The organism is Kitasatospora sp. Ki12 (genome assembly GCF_054601375.1).
On sequence record NZ_BAAIHT010000001.1, the window covers coordinates 748777 to 770829 of the forward strand.

16 protein-coding genes are annotated in these 22053 nt (G+C 72.8%); 8 read left to right on the top strand and 8 right to left on the bottom strand.

Translation table 11 applies throughout. The annotated features are described in order from the left end of the window. Positions 1–5 precede the first annotated feature (5 nt). From ACYP53_RS03205 to ACYP53_RS03235, 7 genes are all read left to right on the top strand, one after another. Positions 6–419, top strand: a complete 414-nt coding sequence (locus tag ACYP53_RS03205) for a roadblock/LC7 domain-containing protein (RefSeq protein WP_030291361.1) — start codon at positions 6–8, stop codon at positions 417–419. Positions 420–582: 163 nt separating this feature from the next. Then, positions 583–1008 (top strand): DUF742 domain-containing protein, encoded by a 426-nt coding sequence (locus tag ACYP53_RS03210; RefSeq protein WP_045706034.1) that lies wholly within the window; start codon positions 583–585, stop codon positions 1006–1008. Continuing rightward, positions 989–1567, top strand: a complete 579-nt coding sequence (locus ACYP53_RS03215) for a GTP-binding protein (protein WP_459646585.1) — start codon at positions 989–991, stop codon at positions 1565–1567. Before ACYP53_RS03210 ends, ACYP53_RS03215 begins: the two co-directional genes overlap by 20 nt. A gap of 584 nt (positions 1568–2151) precedes the next feature. Beyond that, on the top strand, positions 2152–5487 hold the full coding sequence (locus ACYP53_RS03220; RefSeq protein ID WP_229929323.1) for a nitrate- and nitrite sensing domain-containing protein: 3336 nt from the start codon (positions 2152–2154) through the stop codon (positions 5485–5487). 10 nt (positions 5488–5497) lie between these two features. Then, positions 5498–5911 carry a roadblock/LC7 domain-containing protein gene (locus tag ACYP53_RS03225; protein WP_030291361.1) on the top strand — a complete coding sequence of 138 codons (414 nt, stop codon included), beginning with the start codon at positions 5498–5500 and terminating at the stop codon, positions 5909–5911. Between the two features lie 161 nt (positions 5912–6072). Further along, positions 6073–6723, top strand: coding sequence for a DUF742 domain-containing protein (locus ACYP53_RS03230; RefSeq protein ID WP_229929326.1), 651 nt, complete (start codon positions 6073–6075; stop codon positions 6721–6723). Then, positions 6704–7288, top strand: coding sequence for a GTP-binding protein (locus tag ACYP53_RS03235; protein ID WP_459646586.1), 585 nt, complete (start codon positions 6704–6706; stop codon positions 7286–7288). The genes ACYP53_RS03230 and ACYP53_RS03235 overlap by 20 nt, the downstream gene beginning before the upstream one ends. A gap of 96 nt (positions 7289–7384) precedes the next feature. Here the strand turns inward: ACYP53_RS03235 and cimA are convergent, their stop codons facing one another. The 3 genes from cimA to ACYP53_RS03250 all read right to left on the bottom strand — a co-directional run bounded on the left by cimA (position 7385) and on the right by ACYP53_RS03250 (position 11802). Further along, entirely contained in the window at positions 7385–8989 is a 1605-nt protein-coding gene (cimA, locus tag ACYP53_RS03240) for a citramalate synthase (RefSeq protein ID WP_189915826.1), read from the bottom strand. 386 nt (positions 8990–9375) lie between these two features. Continuing rightward, entirely contained in the window at positions 9376–10488 is a 1113-nt protein-coding gene (locus tag ACYP53_RS03245; protein ID WP_189915825.1) for a branched-chain amino acid aminotransferase, read from the bottom strand. Positions 10489–10764: 276 nt separating this feature from the next. Further along, positions 10765–11802, bottom strand: a complete 1038-nt coding sequence (locus tag ACYP53_RS03250) for a 3-isopropylmalate dehydrogenase (protein ID WP_189915824.1) — start codon at positions 11800–11802, stop codon at positions 10765–10767. A 191-nt stretch (positions 11803–11993) separates the two neighbouring features. Here ACYP53_RS03250 and ACYP53_RS03255 point away from each other — a divergent pair, with 191 nt between their 5' ends. Then, complete coding sequence (locus ACYP53_RS03255; protein WP_459646587.1) at positions 11994–14450, top strand: YfhO family protein; 2457 nt, start codon at positions 11994–11996, stop codon at positions 14448–14450. A gap of 61 nt (positions 14451–14511) precedes the next feature. Here ACYP53_RS03255 and ACYP53_RS03260 read toward each other — a convergent pair whose 3' ends face one another. The 5 genes from ACYP53_RS03260 to ilvN form a co-directional block, all read right to left on the bottom strand. Beyond that, a complete protein-coding gene (locus tag ACYP53_RS03260; protein ID WP_459646588.1) occupies positions 14512–17883 on the bottom strand; it encodes a S8 family serine peptidase in 3372 nt (1123 codons plus the stop codon). Positions 17884–18106: 223 nt separating this feature from the next. After that, positions 18107–18268, bottom strand: a complete 162-nt coding sequence (locus ACYP53_RS03265) for a hypothetical protein (protein WP_189915821.1) — start codon at positions 18266–18268, stop codon at positions 18107–18109. 297 nt (positions 18269–18565) lie between these two features. Then, positions 18566–20152, bottom strand: a complete 1587-nt coding sequence (serA, locus tag ACYP53_RS03270; RefSeq protein WP_373313710.1) for a phosphoglycerate dehydrogenase — start codon at positions 20150–20152, stop codon at positions 18566–18568. A gap of 253 nt (positions 20153–20405) precedes the next feature. Continuing rightward, positions 20406–21404 (bottom strand): ketol-acid reductoisomerase, encoded by a 999-nt coding sequence (ilvC, locus tag ACYP53_RS03275; protein ID WP_189915819.1) that lies wholly within the window; start codon positions 21402–21404, stop codon positions 20406–20408. Between the two features lie 109 nt (positions 21405–21513). Then, positions 21514–22038: an acetolactate synthase small subunit gene (gene ilvN, locus ACYP53_RS03280; RefSeq protein ID WP_030057405.1), complete on the bottom strand. Its 525-nt coding sequence runs from the start codon at positions 22036–22038 to the stop codon at positions 21514–21516. Positions 22039–22053: the final 15 nt, after the last annotated feature.

Sequence of the window (22053 nt, forward strand, 5' to 3'; positions counted from 1 at the left end):
ACCAGATGAGCCAGGCCGCACAGAACCTGAACTGGCTGATCACCAATTTCGTGGACAACACCCCCGGGGTGTCCCACACCGTGGTGGTCTCCGCGGACGGCCTCCTGCTGTGCATGTCCGAGGGCTTCCCCCGCGACCGCGCCGACCAGCTCGCCGCCGTGGCCTCCGGCCTCACCTCCCTCACCTCCGGCGCCAGCCGGATCTTCGAGGGAGGCGAGGTCAACCAGACCGTCGTCGAGATGGAACGGGGCTTCCTCTTCCTCATGGCCATCAGCGACGGCTCCGCCCTCGCCGTCCTGGCCGCCCCCGACTCCGACATCGGCCTCGTCGGCTACGAGATGGCCCTGCTCGTCGACCGCGCCGGCGCCGTCCTCACCCCCGCACTTCGCGCGGAACTCCAGGGCAGTCTCCTGCACTGACCGGAGCCCGCACGGATCCACCCACCGTCCCACCTCCCCGCCGGGTCCGACCCGACCGGACCCGGCGTCTCACCCTCAGCTAGCCTCAGGCAGCTGATCCCGCCTCAGCTGGCATCACCCCAGCTGGAACCGGCTGCTCAAGGCTGCAGCACAAGGAGGACCCATGACCCCGCCCTCGACACCCGCCGGCCCGTACGGCAACGGGTACGGCAGCGGCTACGGCGGGCAGCAGTCCGACGGCTACGAGCAGCAGCCGCTGGTCCGCCCGTACGCGATGACCGGTGGCCGGACCCGTCCCCGGTACCAGCTCGCCATCGAGGCCCTGATCTCCACCACCGGCTCCGCCGAGCGCACCGGCGGGCTGCTGCCCGAGCACGCCCGGATCGTCAACCTCTGCCGTGAGGTCAAGTCCATCGCGGAGATCTCCGCGCTGGCCGGTGTGCCGCTCGGTGTCGCCCGCATCCTCGTCGCCGACCTCGCGGAAGCCGGTCTCGTCGCCATCCACCAGCCCGCCGCCGCGGGCGAGTCGGGCGGAACGCCCGATGTCACGCTGCTCGAAAGGGTCCTCAGTGGACTTCGCAAGCTCTAACGGATCCGCCCGTGCCACGACGTCGGCAAAGATCGTCGTGGCGGGCGGCTTCGGTGTCGGCAAGACCACGCTCGTCGGCGCCGTCTCCGAGATCAACCCCCTGCGCACCGAAGCCGTCATGACCTCGGCCTCCGCCGGCATCGACGACATCAGCCACGTCTCCGGCAAGACGACCACCACCGTCGCCATGGACTTCGGCCGCATCACCCTCGACGAAGACCTCATCCTCTACCTCTTCGGAACCCCCGGACAGGACCGCTTCTGGTTCATGTGGGACGACCTCGTCCGCGGCGCCATCGGCGCCGTCGTCCTCGTCGACACCCGCCGCCTCGCCGACTGCTTCCCCGCCCTCGACTACTTCGAGAACAGCGGACTCCCCTTCGTCGTCGCCCTCAACGGCTTCGACGGACACCAGCCCCACACCCCCGACGAAGTCCGCGAAGCACTCCAACTCAGCGCCGACACCCCCGTCGTCACCCTCGACGCCCGCCGACGCGACAGCGCCAAGAGCGCCCTCATCACCCTCGTCGAACACGCCCTCCTCGCCCGACTCCGCTGAACCCCCGCAGCGGACCGAAGCGAAGGAGCGCTCCGGAGGCGAGCGCGCGAGTGACGGCCGCGCCGAGCCGAAGGAGCGCGCCGGTGCCGAAAGGGAGAAGGGCCAAGCCACCGACGAAGGAGGTGGCGCAGTGCCCGCCGACCGTCGGCACCGGATCCCGAGCGCTCCGGAGGCGAGCGCGCGAGTGACAGCAGGAACCAGTCGGCCCCGTCGGCCCGTCCTAGCAGCGGGTCGGCGGGGCCGTGCCACTGACCGGCCGGTGTCCTCCCGGGGCCCCGCGCAAGACCCGTGTATAAGCAGCGGATAACAGTTCGGTAGGCATTTCGTGATCAACAATGACGCAGAGTGGCGAAACAGCGTCACTCAGCGCCAGATGACCACGGTTTTGCTCCGTCATGTCGGTGATTGTCCGGATTGCGCCGACGCGGGTGCCATACGACGGCTGTTTGTCCCCCATCCCTGCACGTGCTGAAATTCCAGCTACCCCTGAATCTCTCCCGCCGGCCCGCCCGGCGACGGGCCAGGGCCCGGGGGTAGCGCTGGATTGATCCATGGCCGGCAGTCGGCCGAGAGGTAGTTGTCGAGTGAGGCGTAAGCAGCAACCCGCCCCGCAGCGGCGCTCCGAGCCCCGCCAGAGCGAGCCGAACGGTACCCCCGCGGGCCCGGCCGGATTCTCCGCGTTCACTCCCACCGAGGAACGCCCCCAGGCCGCAGCCGCCCCGAAACCCCCGAGCATCCCCTCGGCGCCCCGCAGCGGCGGCGCCACGGGCGAGGACGGCGGCGGTTCCGGCCGGTACGAGTTCCTCCGCCCGCGGAACTGGCGCGTGCCGACCCGCCTGATCGCGATCCTGCTGATCCCCGTGATCATCAGTCTCGTCTTCGGCGGTCTGCGAGTGAACACCTCGGTCGACGGCTTCATCAAGGCGTCCCGCGCCGAGAAGACCGCCGAGCTGGCCAAGGCCGCGACCGAGCTCGCCGAAGCGCTGGAGAACGAGCGTGACAAGACGCTCATACCCCTGCTGACCAAGCAGGACCCGAACAACGAGGTCACCAAGCGCCGCGCCGACACCGACGCCGCGCTGAAGGCGTACAACGCCGCCTACGCGGCCTCGGACAAGTCCGGTGAGCTGCCGCGCCGCCACGACGCCTTCCAGGCCCTGCTCATCGACCTGCCGCACCTGCGGGCCAACGCGTACAGCCCCGAGCTGTTCCTCAGCGCGACCGCCAGCGCCTACTCGGTGATGTTCGCCCCGCTGCTGGCCTACGACAACTCGGTCGGCCTGGGCTCCGCGAACGCCACCAGCAAGGGCCGCGCGATCTACGCGATGTCGCTGGCCAAGGCCTCCGCCTCGACCCAGCGCTCGCTGATGCTGAGCCTGCTCGTCGGCATCGCGCAGAACGGCACCACCCGGTACGAGAACGCCGACGCCACCCAGCAGATCCTGATCGCGGAGAAGCTGGAGCAGGTCTCCCTCAACGAGTTCAACACCGGTAGCGCCCCCGAGGACGTCAGGAAGTACGCGGACGCCCAGGTCGCCCTGGACACCGCCAAGGACCGCTCGGCGTACAAGATGCCGAACGGCTCCGCGCCCACGATGCAGGGCCTGATGGCGCTGGCCGCCAGTTACAGCCAGGCGGCCGCCGAGGGCCAGCTGAAGGGCAAGGCCAACGCCGACGCCTCGTTCGCCGAGGCGAAGAACGCCGGTCTGACCCCGGACAACTGGAACCAGGCCGCCAACACCCACATCCAGGCGCTGCGGAACACCGAAGTCCTCCTGCTGGACGACGTCCTCAACGACTCCCGCAGCCTCAAGGACAACGCGCTCTACGACGCCATCCTCAACACGGTCATCGTCGTCGCCGCACTGATCCTGGCCGGTCTGCTCACCGGCTACGTGGCCCGCTCGATGATCCTCGGCATGCGCACCCTGCGCAGCGCCGCCCTGGAGATCGCCGACCACCGCCTGCCGGACCTGGTCGAGAAGCTCTCCAAGACCGACCCCGACCGGGTCGACACCTCGGTGACCCCGATCCCGCTGCACGGCAAGGACGAGATCGGCGAAGTCGCCCGGGCGTTCGACCAGGTCCACCAGCAGGCCGTGGCGCTCGCCGCCGAGCAGGCCCTGCTCCGAGGGAACGTCAACGCGATCTTCACCAACCTGTCGCGCCGCAGCCAGGGCCTCATCCAGCGCCAGCTGGCGCTGATCACGGACCTGGAGAACAACGAGGCCGACCCGGACCAGCTGGAGAACCTCTTCAAGCTGGACCACCTCGCGACCCGTATGCGCCGCAACGGTGAGAACCTGCTCGTCCTCGCGGGCGAGGAGGCCGGCCGCCGCTGGAACACCCCGGTGCCGCTGGTCGACGTGCTCCGCGCCGCCGCGTCCGAGGTGGAGCAGTACGAGCGCGTCGAGCTCTCCGGCATCCCGGAGGTCGACGTCGTCGGCGCCGCCGTGACCGACCTCGTCCACCTGCTCGCCGAGCTGCTGGAGAACGCCACCTCGTTCTCCAGCCCGCAGACCCGGGTCATGGTCAACGCGACCCGCCTGCCGGACGGCCGCGTGCTGGTCGAGATCCACGACAAGGGCATCGGCCTCACCGCCGAGGACTTCGCGGAGATCAACGAGAAGCTGGCCGAGCCGCCCACGGTCGACGCCACCATCTCCCGTCGCATGGGCCTCTTCGTGGTCGGCCGGCTGTCCCAGCGGCACGACATCCGCGTCCAGCTCCGCCCGTCCGGCGAGTCGGCCGGCACCACCTCGCTGGTCATGCTCCCGCCGTTCGTCACCCAGGGCGGCGCCCCGCCGGAGCCCGAGGAGCAGTTCACCGTCTCCCGGATCTTCGCCGACCAGGAGCCGACCGCGCCTTGGGCGGCCGAGGCCGGCGCCCGCAGCGCCGCCGAGCTCGGCTTCGACGACCACCTCACCGGTGCCGGCAACGCCGGTTCCTCCGGCTTCAGCCCGGCCCTGGAGGCCGTCCAGCGCTCGCAGCGCCTCGACCAGGTCCGCCGCGCGGCCCTGGAGAGCGGCCCGCAGTCGCCGGTGGTGGACGCCGAGGTCGAGGACGACTACCAGCAGGGCTACGACCAGTACGCCCCGCAGGGCTACCAGCAGCAGGACTACGCCGACGACCAGTACGGCTACGACCAGCAGGGCTACCAGCAGGACGGGTACGCCCAGGACGGCTACGCCGACCAGTACGGTCAGCAGGGCTACGACCAGCAGGGCTACGCGGACGACCAGTACGGCTACGACCAGGGCGGCTACCGGCAGGACGGCTACGCCGACCAGTACGGCCAGCAGGCCCAGGAGGCCCCGGCCGGCCACCCGTACGCCCCGGAGCCGCCCGCGCTGCCCGCCCCCGGGCAGGCGCCCGCCACCCTCCCGTCCGGGCTGCCGCAGCGCCGCCCGGGCGAGAAGCTGGCGAACGGCGGCCCCGGCAGCGCGCCGGCCGCCTCCGGCCCGTCCGGCGAGACCCCGAACTGGTTCGCCGGTGCCAAGGACACCTCGATGCCCGCGGAGACCCGCGGCCACGACGTGTCGTCGCTCGGCGGATACGGCCCGACCGGCCCGACCGCCTCCCCCTGGCAGTCGCCGAACGACGGCGACTGGCAGCGGGCCGAGCAGCTGCGCGAACCCTCCTCCGCCGGCACCACCGGCGCCGGCCTGCCGCGGCGCGTGCCCAAGCAGAACCTGGTGCCCGGCAACGCCAAGTCCATCCCGCAGGAAGGGCCGCAGGTCTCCCGCAGCCCCGAGGAGGTCCGTGGCCGCCTCACCAACCTGCGCCGTGGCGTGGAGCAGGGCCGCAGTGCCGGGAACACCGGAAGCTTCCGGATCGACCCCGATCAGGTAGACCAGTCCGGCAACGGACAGAACCGGAGCACCGATCTCTTCGGCGGCTCGAACCACCAGGAGCGTTGAGTTGACTCAGATGAGCCAGGCCGCACAGAACCTGAACTGGCTGATCACCAATTTCGTGGACAACACCCCCGGGGTGTCCCACACCGTGGTGGTCTCCGCGGACGGCCTCCTGCTGTGCATGTCCGAGGGCTTCCCCCGCGACCGCGCCGACCAGCTCGCCGCCGTGGCCTCCGGCCTCACCTCCCTCACCTCCGGCGCCAGCCGGATCTTCGAGGGAGGCGAGGTCAACCAGACCGTCGTCGAGATGGAACGGGGCTTCCTCTTCCTCATGGCCATCAGCGACGGCTCCGCCCTCGCCGTCCTGGCCGCCCCCGACTCCGACATCGGCCTCGTCGGCTACGAGATGGCCCTGCTCGTCGACCGCGCCGGCGCCGTCCTCACCCCCGCACTTCGCGCGGAACTCCAGGGCAGTCTCCTGCACTGACGGTTCGTCGGATACCGTCCAGGTATTCGAAGTACCTCCGCGTCCTTCCCGGGCCCGCTTCGGCGGGCTCGGGTTCGGACGTTGTACGGCCTTCGCACCACCGGCTCCGGACTCGCGCCGAAGCTCGAACCGCACCGCCGCACCCTGTGAGGAGAGGAACCGTGACACCGCCCGACGACCGCAGCGGCCAGTACGGTCTTCCGTACCCTGGCACAGGCCATGACGCCTTCGGAGCACCCGGCGTCGGCCACGGTCAGGAGTACGGCCGGCACCAGTACGGGCAGCCCCAGCACCCGTACGCCAGGCCCGAAGAGCAGTACGGCCAGTACGACCAGTACTCCCGGCAGCAGCCCTCCTACGGTGCCCCGGCGCCCGGCTACCCGGCCCAGTCGCCGGCGCCCGAGCCGACGCCCGGCTACCGGCCCGCCCAGGAGCCCGGCCACGTCGAGGAGTTCGAGGACGAGCCCGACTCGGGCCCGCTGATCCGCCCGTTCGCGATGACCGGTGGCCGCACCCGGCCGCGCTACGAACTCGCGCTGGAGGCCCTGGTCTCCGCCGACGTCGATCCGCAGCGCCTGGCCACCCTGCTCCCCGAGCACCAGCGGATCTGCACCCTGTGCACGGAGGTCAAATCCGTCGCGGAGGTGTCGGCGCTGCTCTCCCTTCCCCTGGGAGTGGCCCGCATTCTCGTGGCCGACCTGGCCGAGGCCGGCCTGGTCGCCATCCACCAGCCCGCTTCCGGCGGCGAATCCGGAAACCAGCCCGACGTCACGCTGCTCGAAAGGGTCCTCAGTGGACTTCGCAAGCTCTAACGCGGCCGCCCCCACCCGCGCCACCACCTCCGCGAAGATCGTCGTCGCGGGCGGTTTCGGTGTCGGCAAGACCACGCTCGTCGGCGCCGTCTCCGAGATCAACCCGCTGCGCACCGAAGCCGTCATGACCTCGGCCTCCGCCGGCATCGACGACATCAGCCACGTCTCCGGCAAGACGACCACCACCGTCGCCATGGACTTCGGCCGCATCACCCTCGACGAAGACCTCATCCTCTACCTCTTCGGAACCCCCGGACAGGACCGCTTCTGGTTCATGTGGGACGACCTCGTCCGCGGCGCCATCGGCGCCGTCGTCCTCGTCGACACCCGCCGCCTCGCCGACTGCTTCCCCGCCCTCGACTACTTCGAGAACAGCGGACTCCCCTTCGTCGTCGCCCTCAACGGCTTCGACGGACACCAGCCCCACACCCCCGACGAAGTCCGCGAAGCACTCCAACTCAGCGCCGACACCCCCGTCGTCACCCTCGACGCCCGCCGACGCGACAGCGCCAAGAGCGCCCTCATCACCCTCGTCGAACACGCCCTCCTCGCCCGACTCCGCTGAACCCGAGCGAAGAGACCCGACAGACCGGGGACGAGCACACGTGAGGCCCACGGACCTTCCGGTCCATGGGCCTCACGTCCCGCTGCCCCGCTCCGGCTACTCGGTCGGGTCCAGCCCGGCCCGGATCAGGCCGTAGGTGTACGCGTCCTCCAGCGCCAGCCAGGAGGCGGCGACCACGTTGTCGGCGACGCCGACGGTGGACCAGGTGGCCGTGCCGTCGGTGGACTCGATCAGCACCCGGGTCTTGGAGCCGGTGCCGTGCTGGCCCTCCAGGATGCGGACCTTGTAGTCCACCAGCTCGAAGGTGGCCAGCGGCGGGTAGATGCCCTCCAGCGCGGTGCGCAGCGCCTGGTCCAGCGCGTTGACCGGGCCGTTGCCCTCGCCCACCGCGATCCGGCGCTCGCCCTTGGCCCGGAGCTTGACGGTCGCCTCGTTGCCGGAGATCCCGTTCGGGCCCTGCTCGCTGATGGTCCGCCAGGACTCCAGGGTGTAGAAGCGGTCCCGGCTGCCGCGCACCTCGTCGCGCAGCAGCAGCTCGAAGGAGGCGTCGGCGGACTCGTAGGTGTAGCCGAGGTTCTCCTGCTCCTTCACCTTGGCCACCACCCGGCCGGCCAGGTCCCGGTCGGTGGAGAGGTCGTAGCCGAGCTCCTTGCCCTTGAGCTCGACGGAGGCGCGGCCGGCCATGTCGGAGACCAGCATCCGCATGGTGTTGCCGACCCGCTCGGGGTCGATGTGCTGGTACAGGTCCGGGTCGACCTTGATGGCGGAGGCGTGCAGGCCCGCCTTGTGGGCGAAGGCCGAGTAGCCGACGTACGGCTGGTGGGTGGAGGGGGTCAGGTTGACCAGCTCGGCGATCGCGTGCGAGATCCGGGTCATCTCGGCCAGCCGGCCGGCGGGCAGCACCCGGCGGTCGTACTTGATCTCCAGCGCGCCGACCACCGGGAACAGGTTGGCGTTGCCGACCCGCTCGCCGTAGCCGTTGGCGGTGCACTGGACGTGGGTGGCCCCGGCGTCCACCGCGGCCAGGGTGTTGGCGACCGCGCAGCCGGTGTCGTCCTGGGCGTGGATGCCGAGCCGGGCGCCCGTGCTCGCCAGGACCTCGGCGACGGTCTCCCGGACGCCGGCCGGCAGCATCCCGCCGTTGGTGTCGCAGAGGACCACCACGTCCGCCCCGGCCTCGTGCGCGGTGCGGACCACCGCCAGGGCGTACTCGCGGTTCGCCCGGTACCCGTCGAAGAAGTGCTCGCAGTCGATGAAGACCCGGCGGCCCTGGGCGCGCAGGAACTCGACGCTGTCCCGGATCATCTCCAGGTTCTCGTCCAGGGTGGTGCGCAGCGCCAGTTCGACGTGCCGGTCGTGCGCCTTGGCGACCAGGGTGACGACCGGGGCGCCGGAGCTGACCAGCGCGGCCAGCTGCGGGTCGTCCGCGGCCCGGCCGCCGGCCCGGCGGGTGGCGCCGAAGGCGACCAGCTGCGCGTTCGCCAGCTCCAGTTCGGCGGCGGCGCGGGCGAAGAACTCGGTGTCCCGCGGGTTGGCCCCGGGCCAGCCGCCCTCGATGAAGCCGACCCCGAACTCGTCCAGGTGCCGGGCGATGGCCAGCTTGTCCGCCACCGTCAGGTTGATGCCCTCCCGCTGGGCGCCGTCGCGCAGCGTGGTGTCGAACACGTGGAAACTGTCGTCGGTGCGGCTGACCTCGGTCATGACCCCTGGTTCTCCGTTCGGGGAGGTTCGTACTGCTCTGGCCGGTTTTCTCGTCCCGGCTCCACTGTCCAGGATCTCGCGCGCCGCCCCGGTGTCCCGAGCCCCTTGTGGGGGCCGTCGGCCGGTCCGGGTGTCGTGCTCGTCGGGGGCTGTGCCCGAAAGCAAAAAGACCCCTCGCGGGTGCGAGAGGTCTGCGCGCGGGTCTGGACGTCGTGGTCGCTCCGCGTCGGGTCCTGCGGAAGCGGTCACTGCGGACCGGCGCGCCTGCTGCCGATAATCAGCGAAAGCGAGGACACGCTGGCAGTCTGGCACAGCCGCCGGGATCCGGCCCGCCCGTCTCGCGATGCGGAACAGGGCAGGCCGGCGGCGGTACTTCGGTCCGAATATCAGACGATCTTGTGCAGCCAGTTGTGGGTGTCGGGGGTCTGGCCGCCCTGGATCGACAGCAGCGCCTTGCGCAGCTCCATGGTGATCGGGCCGGGCTCGCCGGTGCCGACGGTCCAGTCGGCGGCGGCGGACTTGACCGAGCCGACCGGGGTGATGACGGCGGCGGTGCCGCAGGCGAAGACCTCGGTGAGGGTGCCGTCGGCGTTGGCCTGCTGCCACTCGTCGGTGGAGATCTTCCGCTCCTCGACGGCGTAGCCGAGGTCGGTGGCCAGCTGGAGCAGCGAGTCACGGGTGATGCCGGGCAGCAGGGCGCCGGACAGCTCCGGGGTGACGATCTTCGCGTCGGCGCCCTCGCCGAAGACGAAGTACAGGTTCATGCCGCCCATCTCCTCGACCCACCGGTGCTCGGCGGCGTCGAGCCAGACGACCTGGTCGCAGCCCTTCTCGGCGGCCTGGGCCTGGGCGACCAGCGAGGCGGCGTAGTTGCCGGCGCACTTGGCGGCGCCGGTGCCACCGGGAGCGGCCCGGACGTACTCCTTGGACAGCCAGACCGAGACCGGCTTGATGCCGCCCTGGAAGTAGGCGCCGGCCGGCGAGGCGATGATCATGAACAGGTAGGAGTTGGCGGGGCGGACCCCCAGGCCGACCTCGGTGGCGAACATGAACGGACGCAGGTAGAGGCTCTGCTCCGGCTCGTTCGGGACCCACTCCTGCTCCTGCTGGACCAGCAGCTCCACGGCCTCGACGAAGGTCTCCACCGGCAGCTCCGGCATCGCCAGGCGGCGGGCCGAGGCCTGGAAGCGGGCGGCGTTGGCCTCCGGGCGGAAGGTGGCGATGGAGCCGTCGGCCTGGCGGTAGGCCTTCAGGCCCTCGAAGATCGCCTGGCCGTAGTGCAGGGTCATGTTCGCCGGGTCGATCTCCAGCGGCGCGTACGGCGCCAGCTGGGCGTCGTGCCAGCCCACGCCCTCGGTCCAGCGGATGGTGACCATGTGGTCGGTGAAGATACGACCGAAGCCCGGGTTGGTCAGCCGGGCCTGGCGCTCCGCTGCGGGCAGCGGGTGCGCGGAGGGCTTGAGGTCGAACGTGATGGGCGCCGGGGTGGGCGTGCTCATGGCTGTTTCCTTCACCGTGGGGTTGGTCCGGGCCGCCACCGTCGAATGAACGTTTCGGCGATCGAACGCCGGAACGAACGCACGACGGCACGGCCCACTGTCGATACTCGCATCCAGAGGGCCGTGCCGAACAGCCGCCGGCTCCTTTGAGAGCTGCAAGCTGCGGTTATGCGGTCCGGCCCACCTGGCCGGAAACCTTGTCGCGATCCGGCCGACCGGCCGGATCCCGTTCTCGGATCCGGCCGACGGGCCGGACCTCCGCTCGGATCCGGCCCGCTACCCGGATACTCGGCCGGCGAGCGCGTCGCCGACCTGGGAGGTGCTGCGGGTGCCGGAGCGCTCGGCCAGGTCCGCCGCGACGGCGGCCTCGACCCGGGCGGCCTCGGCGGCGAAGCCCAGGTGCTCCAGCAGCATGGCGACCGACAGCACGGTGGCGGTCGGGTCGGCCTTGCCCTGGCCGGCGATGTCCGGTGCCGAGCCGTGGACCGGCTCGAACATGGACGGGAACTCGCCACCCGGGTTGATGTTGCCGCTCGCGGCCAGGCCGATCCCGCCGGTGACGGCGGCGGCCAGGTCGGTCAGGATGTCGCCGAACAGGTTGTCGGTGACGATGACGTCGAAGCGCTCGGGCTGGGTGACGAAGAAGATCGTCGCCGCGTCGACGTGCAGGTAGTCGGTGGTGACCTCGGGGAACTCCCGGCCGACCTCGGCGAAGATCCGGGTCCACAGGTGCCCGGCGTGCACCAGCACGTTGTTCTTGTGCACCAGGGTGAGCTTCTTGCGCGGCCGCGCCTGGGCCCGCCGGTAGGCGTCGCGCACCACGCGCTCGATGCCGTACGCGGTGTTCAGGCTGACCTCGGTGGCCACCTCCTGCGGCGTCCCGGTGCGCAGCGTGCCGCCGTTGCCGACGTACGGGCCCTCGGTGCCCTCGCGGACGACCACGAAGTCGATCTCCGGCTGGCCGGCCAGCGGGGACTCCACCCCGGGGAACAGGCGCCCCGGACGCAGGTTGATGTGGTGGTCGAAGGCGAAGCGCAGCTTGAGCAGCAGCCCGCGCTCCAGCACCCCCGACGGCACGCTCGGGTCGCCGATGGCACCCAGCAGGATCGCGTCGTGCGACTTCAGCTCCGCCAGCACGTCGTCCGGCAGCGTCTCCCCCGTCCGGTGGTAGCGCCGGGCCCCGAGGTCGTACTCGGTGGTCTCCAGCTTCACGTCGGCGGGAAGCACGGCGCCCAGGACCTTGAGGCCTTCGGCCACCACTTCCTGGCCGATGCCGTCACCGGGAACAACTGCGAGACGAATGGTGCGAGACATGCTCGGACCCTACTCCGCCGTCCCAGGGGCTGACACCTCACGTCCACCATCCGGACAGCTCCTTACACGTCCGGGTGAGGGCGCCGCCCGTCCCGACGGTGCGTCACCCCTTCGAAGGAGCGCGTGCGTCGGATCCCGCGCGGGGGGCGCGCTTAGGGTGGCGAGGTGCGGGGTCACTGGTGGAACGGGGCGTGTCGGTGAGGAGCGAGCGGCGACGGGAGGGGCTGGTCTGCGGGGGCGCGGCGGCGCTGGCCACGGGCGGGTACGCGCTGGCGGCGGGGCTGCGCGGACGGTGGCCGGCCGGGGCGGACGCGGTCGCGGTGCCCTACCACGCCCACCTGTGGGACCTGCTGCACGGGGACACCGCCGGGGACCTGCTGTTCAACTGGAACAGCGGGTACGGCGTCCCGTTCCTGGCGGACTTCTTCGCCTACCTGATGAACCCGTTCTCCTGGTTCGCCGCCCTCCTCCCCCGCGACCGCGGCGAACTCGCCGTCCTCCTGGTCACCCTCGCCACCATCGGCCTCGGCACCGCCCTGATGGCCCGCCTGCTCGGCCGGCTGCACGCCGGCCCGGGCCCGCTGCGGGCGCTCGCCGCCGTCGGGTACGGGCTGTGCGCCTGGGTGCTGGACGTCGGCGGGGCCGCCCCGATGTGGCTCTGGGGCCTGGTCTCGCTGCCCCTGCTCGGCCTCGCCACCGACTGGTGCCTGCACGAGCGGCGCTGGGTGGCCGGCACCCTGTGCGTCACCCTGGCCTGGGCCGGCAACCTGTACACCGCCGCCCTGGCCACCCTGGCGGCCGCGCTGCTGTTCGCCGTCCGGCTGCTCGCCTCCCCGATGCCGCAGCGCCGACGGGTCCGGGCCACCGGCCGGGCGGTCACCATGGTCACCGCCGGGGTGCTGCTCGCCGCCCCGGTGCTGTTCGTCGCGGTCCGGGCCGCCCGGGGCGCCCAGCCCGAGTCCCCGGTGCAGCCGCTCGGCCCGTCCGGCCTCGGCGGCCACCTCGCCCAGCTGCTGCCCGCCGCCCACGGCGGACGGGCGCTGCCGGACGTGGCGATCGGCGTGCTCGGGCTGCTGCTGGTCTGCGGGCTGCCGTTCAACCGGCGGGTGCGGCCGCGGGAGCGGGCGGCCTGGTGCGCGGCACTGGTGCTGGTGGTGCTCGGCTTCCTCTGGACCCCGACCGTCCTGGTCTGGCACGGCCTGGCGATCCCGGCCGGCGGGCCGTACCGGGTGGCCTTCGTGCTGAGCGGGCTGCTGGTGCTGGCCGGCTGGGTGTCGCTGTCGCACCGGCCGGACCCGCTCACCCTGCTGGGCGGCGCCGGCGCGGTCGCGGTGATCGCCGGCCTGGCGGCGGGCCGGCACTCGGTCCGCCCCGCCACCTGGGTGCTGCTGGGCGCCGGCGGCGCCGTCCTGCTCACCGCCCTCTGGGTGCTGGACCGTCGGCACCCGGACCGCCGGGCGAACGCGGTGGCCACCTGGGTGATCGGCGGCACGGTGCTCGGCAACGCCGTCTGGTCCGGGTACGCGGCGCTCGGCGCGACGCCCCCCGACGGGCTCTCCCCGGCCGCCGTACGGGCCGGGCACACGGCCGTCCGGACGGCCGACGACTGGCCGCGGGGCCGCAGCGACCCCGGCCCGCACGCCTTCACCACCAACGACCCGCTGCTGCTCGGCGGTCAGGGCGGCGGCTACTTCAGCGGCTACCTGCCGACCGTCGCCGCCCTGCTGCTGCACGACCTCGGCGCGGGCTGGACGGCCGGCGGGCGGCAGACCGCGAGCGTCACCGACCCGGTCGGGCAGGCGCTGTTCGCCGTCCGCGCCCACCTGGACGACGGCCCGCCGCCGTACGGGCTCGCCCAGGGCCGGGCCGCCGCACCACCGCTGGTCACCGTGCTGCCGCCGGGCGCCCGGACGGAGACCTCCTCGGTCTGGTCCCGCCAGGAGTCGCTGCTCGGCAGCCAGGTGTACGACGCCCCGCTGCCCGTCCCGGCCGGCGGACCGGCGCCCATCCTGCACGGCACCAGCGGCTGGTCGGTGCCGCCCGGCGACGAGGGCACCGTGTTCACCGCCGCCTGCACGCCCGGGTCGACGGCCTACTTCCACGGCGTCTGGTACCGGGGCACGGTCAGCGGCCTCGGCACCGGCTACCGCAGCGACGGCGAGCAGCCCACCACGGCCGTGGCGATCCACCGGCTGGGGACCGTCCCGGCGGACGGGGTGGTCCGGGTGACGCTGCGCTCCGACACCGTCAGCCAGGTCCCCGCCCGCCCGATCGGCTGCCTGCGGACCGACGCCCTGGACGCCGCCGTCGCCCGGCTCACCGCCACCGGCGCCACCCGGGTGGAGGCCGGCGGGCACACCGTCGCGGCCACCCTCCCGGCGGGCTCCACCGGCACCGCGCTGCTCTCCGTCCCCGCCGCGGAGGGCTGGACCTGTGCCGTCGACGGCGGCCGGTCCGCGGCGCCCACCCCGGTGCTGGGCATGATCGGTGTCCCCCTCGGCCCCGGCGCCTCCCGGATCTCCTGCTCCTTCCGCCCGCCCGGCCTCACCGAGGGCCTCACCGTCACCGCCGCCACCGCCGCCGTCCTCGCCCTGGTCACCGCCGCCGGCCACCTCACCCGCCGCCGCGCCCGACAGCGAACCGCCTGACGGAACGCCTAGGGCGGCCCGCCGACGATCGGTGGGCCGCCCCGGAGGTACGGGTGTCGGGTCAGGGCAGGGTGAGCACCTGGGCCCGGCGGCCGTCGGCGTTGAGGTGGTGCAGCAGCAGGAGCCTGCCGCCGGTGCCGGCCGTGCGGCGCACGTCGAGGACGGTGCCGGGGCCGAGGGGGGCCAGCACGGCCGGGGGGCCGTCGAGGCCGGCCCGGGCGGCGAGCGCGGGGTGCAGGACGTCCAGCGGGACGTCCGGGCGGGTGCCGCGCAGGCCGATGGCGGAGTAGGCCTCGGCCACCTCCGGGGTGCCGGCGGTCGCGGCGCCGGTCCAGACGCCGTAGCGGACGGTGCTGTGGCCGGGGCCGACGCCGGGCAGGGCGCTCAGCTTGACGGGCAGCAGGAGCACGTCGCTGTCCAGCAGCGCGGTGTCGGTGTCGCCCCAGCGGGCGTTGAGCGGCTGGACGTCGAGTTCGGCGCCGGTCCGGGCGTCGAGGGCCCGGGAGACCAGGACGTCGCTGCCGCGCAGCCGGTCGGCCTTGAGGATGACGTCGGTGCTGCCGTCCCCGTCGGTGTCCAGCACGGCCCGGACGCCGTACAGCCCGACCGGGGTGACCGCGGGGGCCCACAACTGCACGCCCACGTAGAGCAGTTCGGAGTCGACGGCGGCGCCGGCCGCGCGCAGGTTCGCGGACCGTTCGCCGGGGTGCTCGACGCAGACGTCCTGCGCGGCGCCGGCCTCCTCCCCCGCGTCCTCGGGCCGGATGCCCGCGCCCGGCCCGACGGCGGCGCCGCTGCCGGGCGGGCAGTCGGCCCAGCGGGCCGCCTCGCCGCCGAGGGCGAGGGCGGTGACCAGCCCGGGCGCCGCGCCGGGGGCGGCGCCGCCGCCGACCGTGACGAGGCTGCCGCCCCGCGGGGCACGGACGGCGGCCGTCGCCGCGAGGTCGCTGGTGGGCCGCGGGGCGGCGAGCACCGGGACCCGCAGCCGCGGCAGGGCGTCGTCGGCGACCGGCGTCAGCAGCACCCGGCCGGAGAGCTCTCCCCGGTAGGTGCGCGGGTGTCCGGCCTGGACGGTGGCGATGGTCGGGTCGGGCGCGCGGCCCAGCTCCCCGGGGACGGACAGCGTCACCCGCACCCGGGCGGTGCCGCCGGCCGGGACGTCGACCCGGTCCGGCGTCACCTCGAACGAGGCGCCGGGCAGTTCGGTGGCCGCCGCGTAGCCGGTGCGGTAGCTCACCGGGGCGTCCGAGTGGTTGCGGACCTCGATCTCCCGGCCGAGCGCGGTCGGCCCGCCGACCTCGACCGGCCCGAAGGAGACCCCGACGCCGCCCTCCTCGGCGCCCTGGCCCGCCGCGTAGGCGACGACGGGGGTGCGGACCGCCTGGTCGACCCGGACCCGCCCGGCGCCGGTGCGCTCGGGCCCGTAGACCGGTCCGCTGTGGTCGTCGCCGAGGTAGGTGTCCGTGGTGGTGTTCATCAGCGCGGCCTTGAGCTGCTCGACCGGCCAGTCCGGGTGCGCGGCGCGGACCAGCGCGGCGAGCCCGGCCACGTGCGGGGTGGCCATGGAGGTGCCGTTCTCGCGCTGGCCGCCGGTGCCGCTGCCGACCAGGGCGGACCAGATGGTCTCGCCGGGGGCCGCCAGGTCGGGCTTGAGCACGCCGGGCACGCCGGTGCCGCGCGAGGTGAAGTCGGTCAGGGTGTCGGCCCGGGCCGGCTGGTTCTGCGCGACGGAGCCGTGCAGCGGGTTGCCGGGGGCGGCGAGCCGGACCCTGGTCGGCCCGGCGGCCGCGGACTGCCGCAGGCGCTCGCCGTCGGCGCGGGCCAGCAGGGCGACGGGCACCCGGTCGTTGCCGGCGATCTCGGCGAGGTGGTCGCTGTCGGCGGCGTAGACCGCGCCGATCGCGCCCGCGTCGGCGACGTGGTCGGCGCGCGGGCCGGAGTTGCAGGGCCGGTCGGCGTCACTGGTCTTCCAGGCGAGCAGCGCGACCTTCCCGGCCAGCCGCTGCCGGTCGGCCTCGCCGAAGGCCGCGCAGCCGTCCGACTGGTCGGCGGGCAGGGCGAGTTCGCCGCTGACCTCGGCGGTGGCCCAGCCCTGGTAGCGCTCGCTCCAGTGCGCCGGGACGACCCCGGCCAGGGCGGCCGGTTCGAGCACGGTGATGCCGTCCACGTCGGCGTGCCCGTGGACGGAGGCGGCGACGGTGATCGCCCGGGCGGCGGTGCCGGGGCTGCCGCCGATGCCGTACACGTCGCCCTCGTTGCCGGCGGCCGCGACCACGACGGTGCCCAGCGCGGCGAGCCGGTCGACGGCCAGCGCGTCGGTGTCGTCGGTGCTGCCGAAGCGGCTGCCGAGCGAGAGGTTGACGACGTCCAGCCGGTCGGCCAGGTCTCCGTCGCCGTCGGGGTCGGCGGCCAGGTCGAGGGCCTGGGCGAGCCGGTCGGTGGAGCCGTCGCAGCCGAACACCCGGATCGCGTACAGCTGGGCACCGGGGGCGGCGCCGGGGCCGATCCTGAACCCGGCCGGGTCCAGTCCGGGCCCGTACGGACCGGTGTACGGGCGGCCGTCGGCGGTGACGCCGTACCCGGCCGCGGTGCCGGCGACGTGGGTGCCGTGCCCGTTGCGGTCGCAGTCGAGCGGGTTGTCGCTGGGGTGCGGCACCGGCTGGTGGCGCGGGGAGGACGGGTCGGGGTCGTAGTCGTCGCCGACCAGGTCCTTGCCGCCGATCACCTTGGCGGTGGGGAACAGCGCGGCCGGCGCGGGCTTGCCGCGCTCGACCGAGCGGAACGCCTCCTCGGTGCCGGGGCCGCCGAAGTCGGCGTGGGTGTAGTCGATGCCACTGTCGATGATGCCGATCCGCACGCCCTGCCCGGTGTTGCCGGCGGGCGCCGGGTCACCGGCCCAGACCTGCGGGGCGCCGGTCAGCGGGACGGAGTAGGCGTTGTCGCGCCGCTTGACGACGATCGGGTGGACGGCCCGGACGCCGGGCAGCGCCCGCAGCGCGGGCAGCCGGCCGGCGGGCGCGCTGACCGCGAGGCCGGTGAGCAGGGTGCGGGTGCGGTAGAGCTCCCGGGTGTCGGGCGCCGCCCGGTGGACGGCGTCGGCGAGCCGGTCGAGCGCGTCTCCGGCCCGGGCCCGCTGGGCCGCCCCGGCCCGCGCGGACTCCCGGCGGACGGCCTCCGGGGAGCGCCGCTCGCGCCGGGCCCCGTCGGCGGCGCGCCGCCAGGCGGGGCCGGCCGCCTCGGTGGCGAGTTCGAGCAGGACGGAGGTGGTTCGGCCGCCCCGCGACGATCCCGCGCCGGGTGGTCCGGTCGGCGGTGGGCCGGCGGACGCCGGGGTCGCGGCGAGCAGGGCGCTGCTGGGAACGAACGCAGCGGCCAGCAGCGTCAGGGTGAGACCGATCCGGGCGAGCGGACGGCGGACAGGTGGCAGTCGCACGAGGGACCCTCTCCCCGGCAAGGGGGGATGATCCGCACACCGAGGAGGTCGCTGACACCCGCCCGCGCGGACGTCGATCACCCTTCCGGGGGCCCCAAATTAGGATGATCTCGCCACCGAGCACGAGCAACTTCGCTCGGACAGCCGCAAGTTGCACTCTACGGAGTGACGCGCCGTCAGCCCGCACGGCCTATTCGGACGACAATCGCGAGAACAGGACCGCTCAGTGGTGGCCGGTCACGCCACCGTTGTCCCGGCGGTCCAGCGAGCGCTGCAGGGCGGCGGCCGCGAAGGGGTTCCGCTCGGCGGCCCGACGGCGGCGCGGGGCGCGGACGGAGGTGGCGGCGGGGGCGGGGGTGGCGTGGCGGTCGGCGGTGGGAGACATACCGGGCTCCTTGGAAGCGGCGCGCTCGACGGCGCGGCATGGAACGGGAGAGGAGCACGCGAGGCAGGGGTCACCCGCCTGTGATGGCGCACGCGCACACGGGCCGCGCGCCCTGGCTACAGGGGCGGCACACCGTATGGCCCTTCCACGGTACGACCCCGCCCCGGCCGTGTCTGCACGAATACTTGGATTTCCTAGTATCTGAGACGGGAGTCACCCGGGAGAACGCAGCAGGGCCCGGACCACCGTTCGAACGGTGGTCCGGGCCCTGCCCGGGGCGAAGCACTCGCGCTGGGATCAGCCCAGGTCGACCGAGCGCGCGAAGCGGGCGCCGATCTCGGCGGCGATCACCGTCAGGACGTCCTGCGGGATCTGGCTGTCCACGGTGATGGAGGCCAGCGCGCCGCCGCCCTCGCGGGCGACCTGCATGCCGGCGATGTTGATGCCCGCGTCGCCGAGGTGGCGGCCGAGCACGCCGACCACGCCGGGGCGGTCCTCGTACTTGAAGAAGGCCATGTGGTCGGTGAGCGCCACGTCCACGTCGAAGGCGTCCACGCCGACGATCTTCTGGGTCTGCTTGGGGCCCGCCAGCGTGCCGGAGATGGCGATCTCCTCGCCGTCCGCGAGAGTGCCGCGCACGGTGATCACGTTGCGGTGCTCGGGGCTCTCGCTGGAGGTGGTCAGCCGGACCTCGACGCCGCGCTCCTGGGCGAACAGCGGGGCGTTGACGTAGGACACCGTCTCCGCCACGACGTCCTCGAACACGCCCTTCAGGGCCGACAGTTCGAGCACCTTCACGTCGTGCTGGGTGATCTCGCCGCGGACCTCGACGTCCAGTCGGACGGCCACCTCGCCGGCCAGCGCGGTGAAGATCCGGCCGAGCTTCTCGGCGAGCGGCAGGCCCGGGCGGACGTCCTCGGCGATCACGCCGCCCTGGACGTTCACGGCGTCCGGCACCAGCTCGCCGGCGAGCGCGAGGCGCACCGACCTGGCGACCGCGATGCCGGCCTTCTCCTGCGCCTCGTCGGTGGAGGCGCCCAGGTGCGGGGTGGCGACCACGTTGTCGAAGCCGAACAGCGGGGAGTCGGTGCACGGCTCCTTGGCGTAGACGTCCAGGCCGGCGCCGGCCACCCGGCCCTCGCGCAGCGCGCTGGCGAGCGCCTCCTCGTCCACGATGCCGCCGCGGGCGGCGTTGACGATGCGTACGGTCGGCTTGACCTTGTGCAGCGCCTCGTCGCCGATCAGGCCGATGGTCTCGGGGGTCTTGGGGAGGTGGACGGTGATGAAGTCCGAGACCTCCAGCAGCTCCTCCAGGGTGACCAGCTTGACGCCCATCTGCGCGGCGCGGGCGGCCTGGATGTAGGGGTCGTACGCGACGATCTTCATCCCGAACGCGGACATCCGCTGGGCGACCAGGACGCCGATCCGGCCGAGGCCGACGACGCCGAGGGTCTTCTCGCTCAGCTCGACGCCGGTGTACTTGTTGCGCTTCCACTCGCCCTGCTTGAGCGCGGCGTTGGCCGGCGCGATGTTGCGGGCGACGGAGATCAGCAGGCCGCAGGCGAGTTCGGCGGCGGTGACGATGTTGGAGGTCGGCGCGTTGACGACCATCACGCCGGCCTTGGTGGCGGCGGCGACGTCCACGTTGTCCAGGCCGACGCCGGCCCGGGCGACCACCTTGAGCTTGCGGGCGACGGCCAGCGCCTCGGCGTCGACCTTGGTGGCGGAGCGGATCAGGATCGCGTCCACGTCGGCGATCGCGGTGAGCAGCTCGGTGCGGTCGGCGCCGTTGCAGTGGCGGATCTCGAAATCGGGGCCGAGGGCGTCCACGGTGGCGGGCGACAGCTCTTCGGCGATCAGAACGACGGCGGTCTTGGATGTCACAGTGCTCACGACAGTGTGTCCTTAACTCTGCTCTGCGGTTCCCCCGGCACGTAGGTGGCGTGGAAGGACGGGGGAAGGTGGCATGCCGCGTAGGTAGACGCACGACGCTGTGGGCCTGACGCGCACTCGGAGTGTATCGACGGGCTGGGTAGCAAGCTGCTCCCGTCCGGCGAAATCACCCGGACGAGAGCAGCCGACTTGTACAAGGGCGTTACAAAATCAAGCCTGCCGGAAGCGGGCGGTCGGGGAAGGCTCAGGCCTTCTCGTTGACCCAGCTCATCAGCGAGCGCAGCTTCTTGCCGGTGGTCTCCAGCAGGTGGTCCTCGTCGGCCTTCTTGTACTCGTTGTACTTGGGCAGGCCGGCCTTGTACTCGGCGATCCAGGTGTTGGCGAAGGTGCCGTCCTGGATCTCCTCGAGGACCTTCTTCATCTCGGCCTTGGTGTCGGCGGTGATGATCCGCGGGCCGGTGACGTAGTCGCCCCACTCGGCGGTCTCGGAGACCGACCAGCGCATCTTCTCCAGGCCGCCCTCGTACATCAGGTCGACGATCAGCTTCAGCTCGTGCAGGCACTCGAAGTAGGCGATCTCCGGCTGGTAGCCGGCCTCGACCAGGGTCTCGAACCCGGCCTTCACCAGGGCGGCGGTGCCACCGCAGAGGACGGCCTGCTCACCGAACAGGTCGGTCTCGGTCTCCTCGGTGAAGGTGGTCTTGATGACGCCGGCCTTGGTGGCGCCCAGGCCCTTGGCGTACGACAGCGCCAGGGCGAAGGCGTTGCCCGAGGCGTCCTGCTCGACGGCGACGATCGCCGGGACGCCGCGGCCCTCCTCGTACTGGCGGCGGACCAGGTGGCCCGGGCCCTTCGGGGCGACCATGCAGACGTCGACGTCCGCCGGGGGCTTGATGAAGCCGAAGCGGATGTTCAGGCCGTGGCCGAAGAACAGGGCGTCGCCGGCCTTCAGGTGCGGGGCGATGTCCGCCTCGTAGACGTCGGCCTGGATCGGGTCCGGGACCAGGATCATGATGACGTCGGCCTCGGCCGCGGCCTCGGCCGGGGTGACGACGCGCAGGCCGGCCTCCTCCGCCTTGGCACGGGACTTCGAGTCCGGCTTCAGGCCGACCCGGACGTCGGCGCCGGAGTCGCGCAGGGACAGCGCGTGGGCGTGGCCCTGGCTGCCGTAGCCGATGACCGCGACCTTGCGGCCCTGGATGATGGACAGGTCGGCGTCGTCTTCGTAGAACAGCTCGGCCACGGGGGCACATCTCCTTGCGTGATGGTTGCCGGGGTTCCTACGGTAGGCGCACCCGGCGGGGTCGGGGTCTTTGCTCTCAGAAGGTGAGACGGTCACCGTCTCGCACTGTTCACGCGCTGCGGTCGAGGGCGCGCAGCGAGCGGTCCGTGATCGAACGGGCGCCGCGGCCGATGGCGACCAGGCCGGACTGGACCAACTCCTTGATGCCGTAAGGCTCCAGCATCCGGAGCATGGCCTCCAGCTTGTCCGAGCTGCCGGTGGCCTCGATGGTCACCGCCTCGGGCGACACGTCGACGGTCTTGGCACGGAACAGCTGGACGATCTCGACGATCTGCGACCGGGTCTCGTTGTCGGCGCGGACCTTCACCAGGACCAGTTCCCGCTGGATCGCAGCGGCCTGGTCGAGCTCGACGATCTTTATCACGTTCACGAGCTTGTTGAGCTGCTTGGTGACCTGTTCCAGCGGGAGGTCCTCGACGTTGACCACGATCGTCATCCGGGAGACGTCCGGGTGCTCGGTCGGGCCGACGGCGAGGGAGTCGATGTTGAAGCCCCGACGGGAGAACAGCGAGGCGATGCGGGCGAGCACGCCGGGCTTGTTCTCGACCAGGACGGAGAGGGTGTGCTTGGACATGTGGTTCCTCAGTCG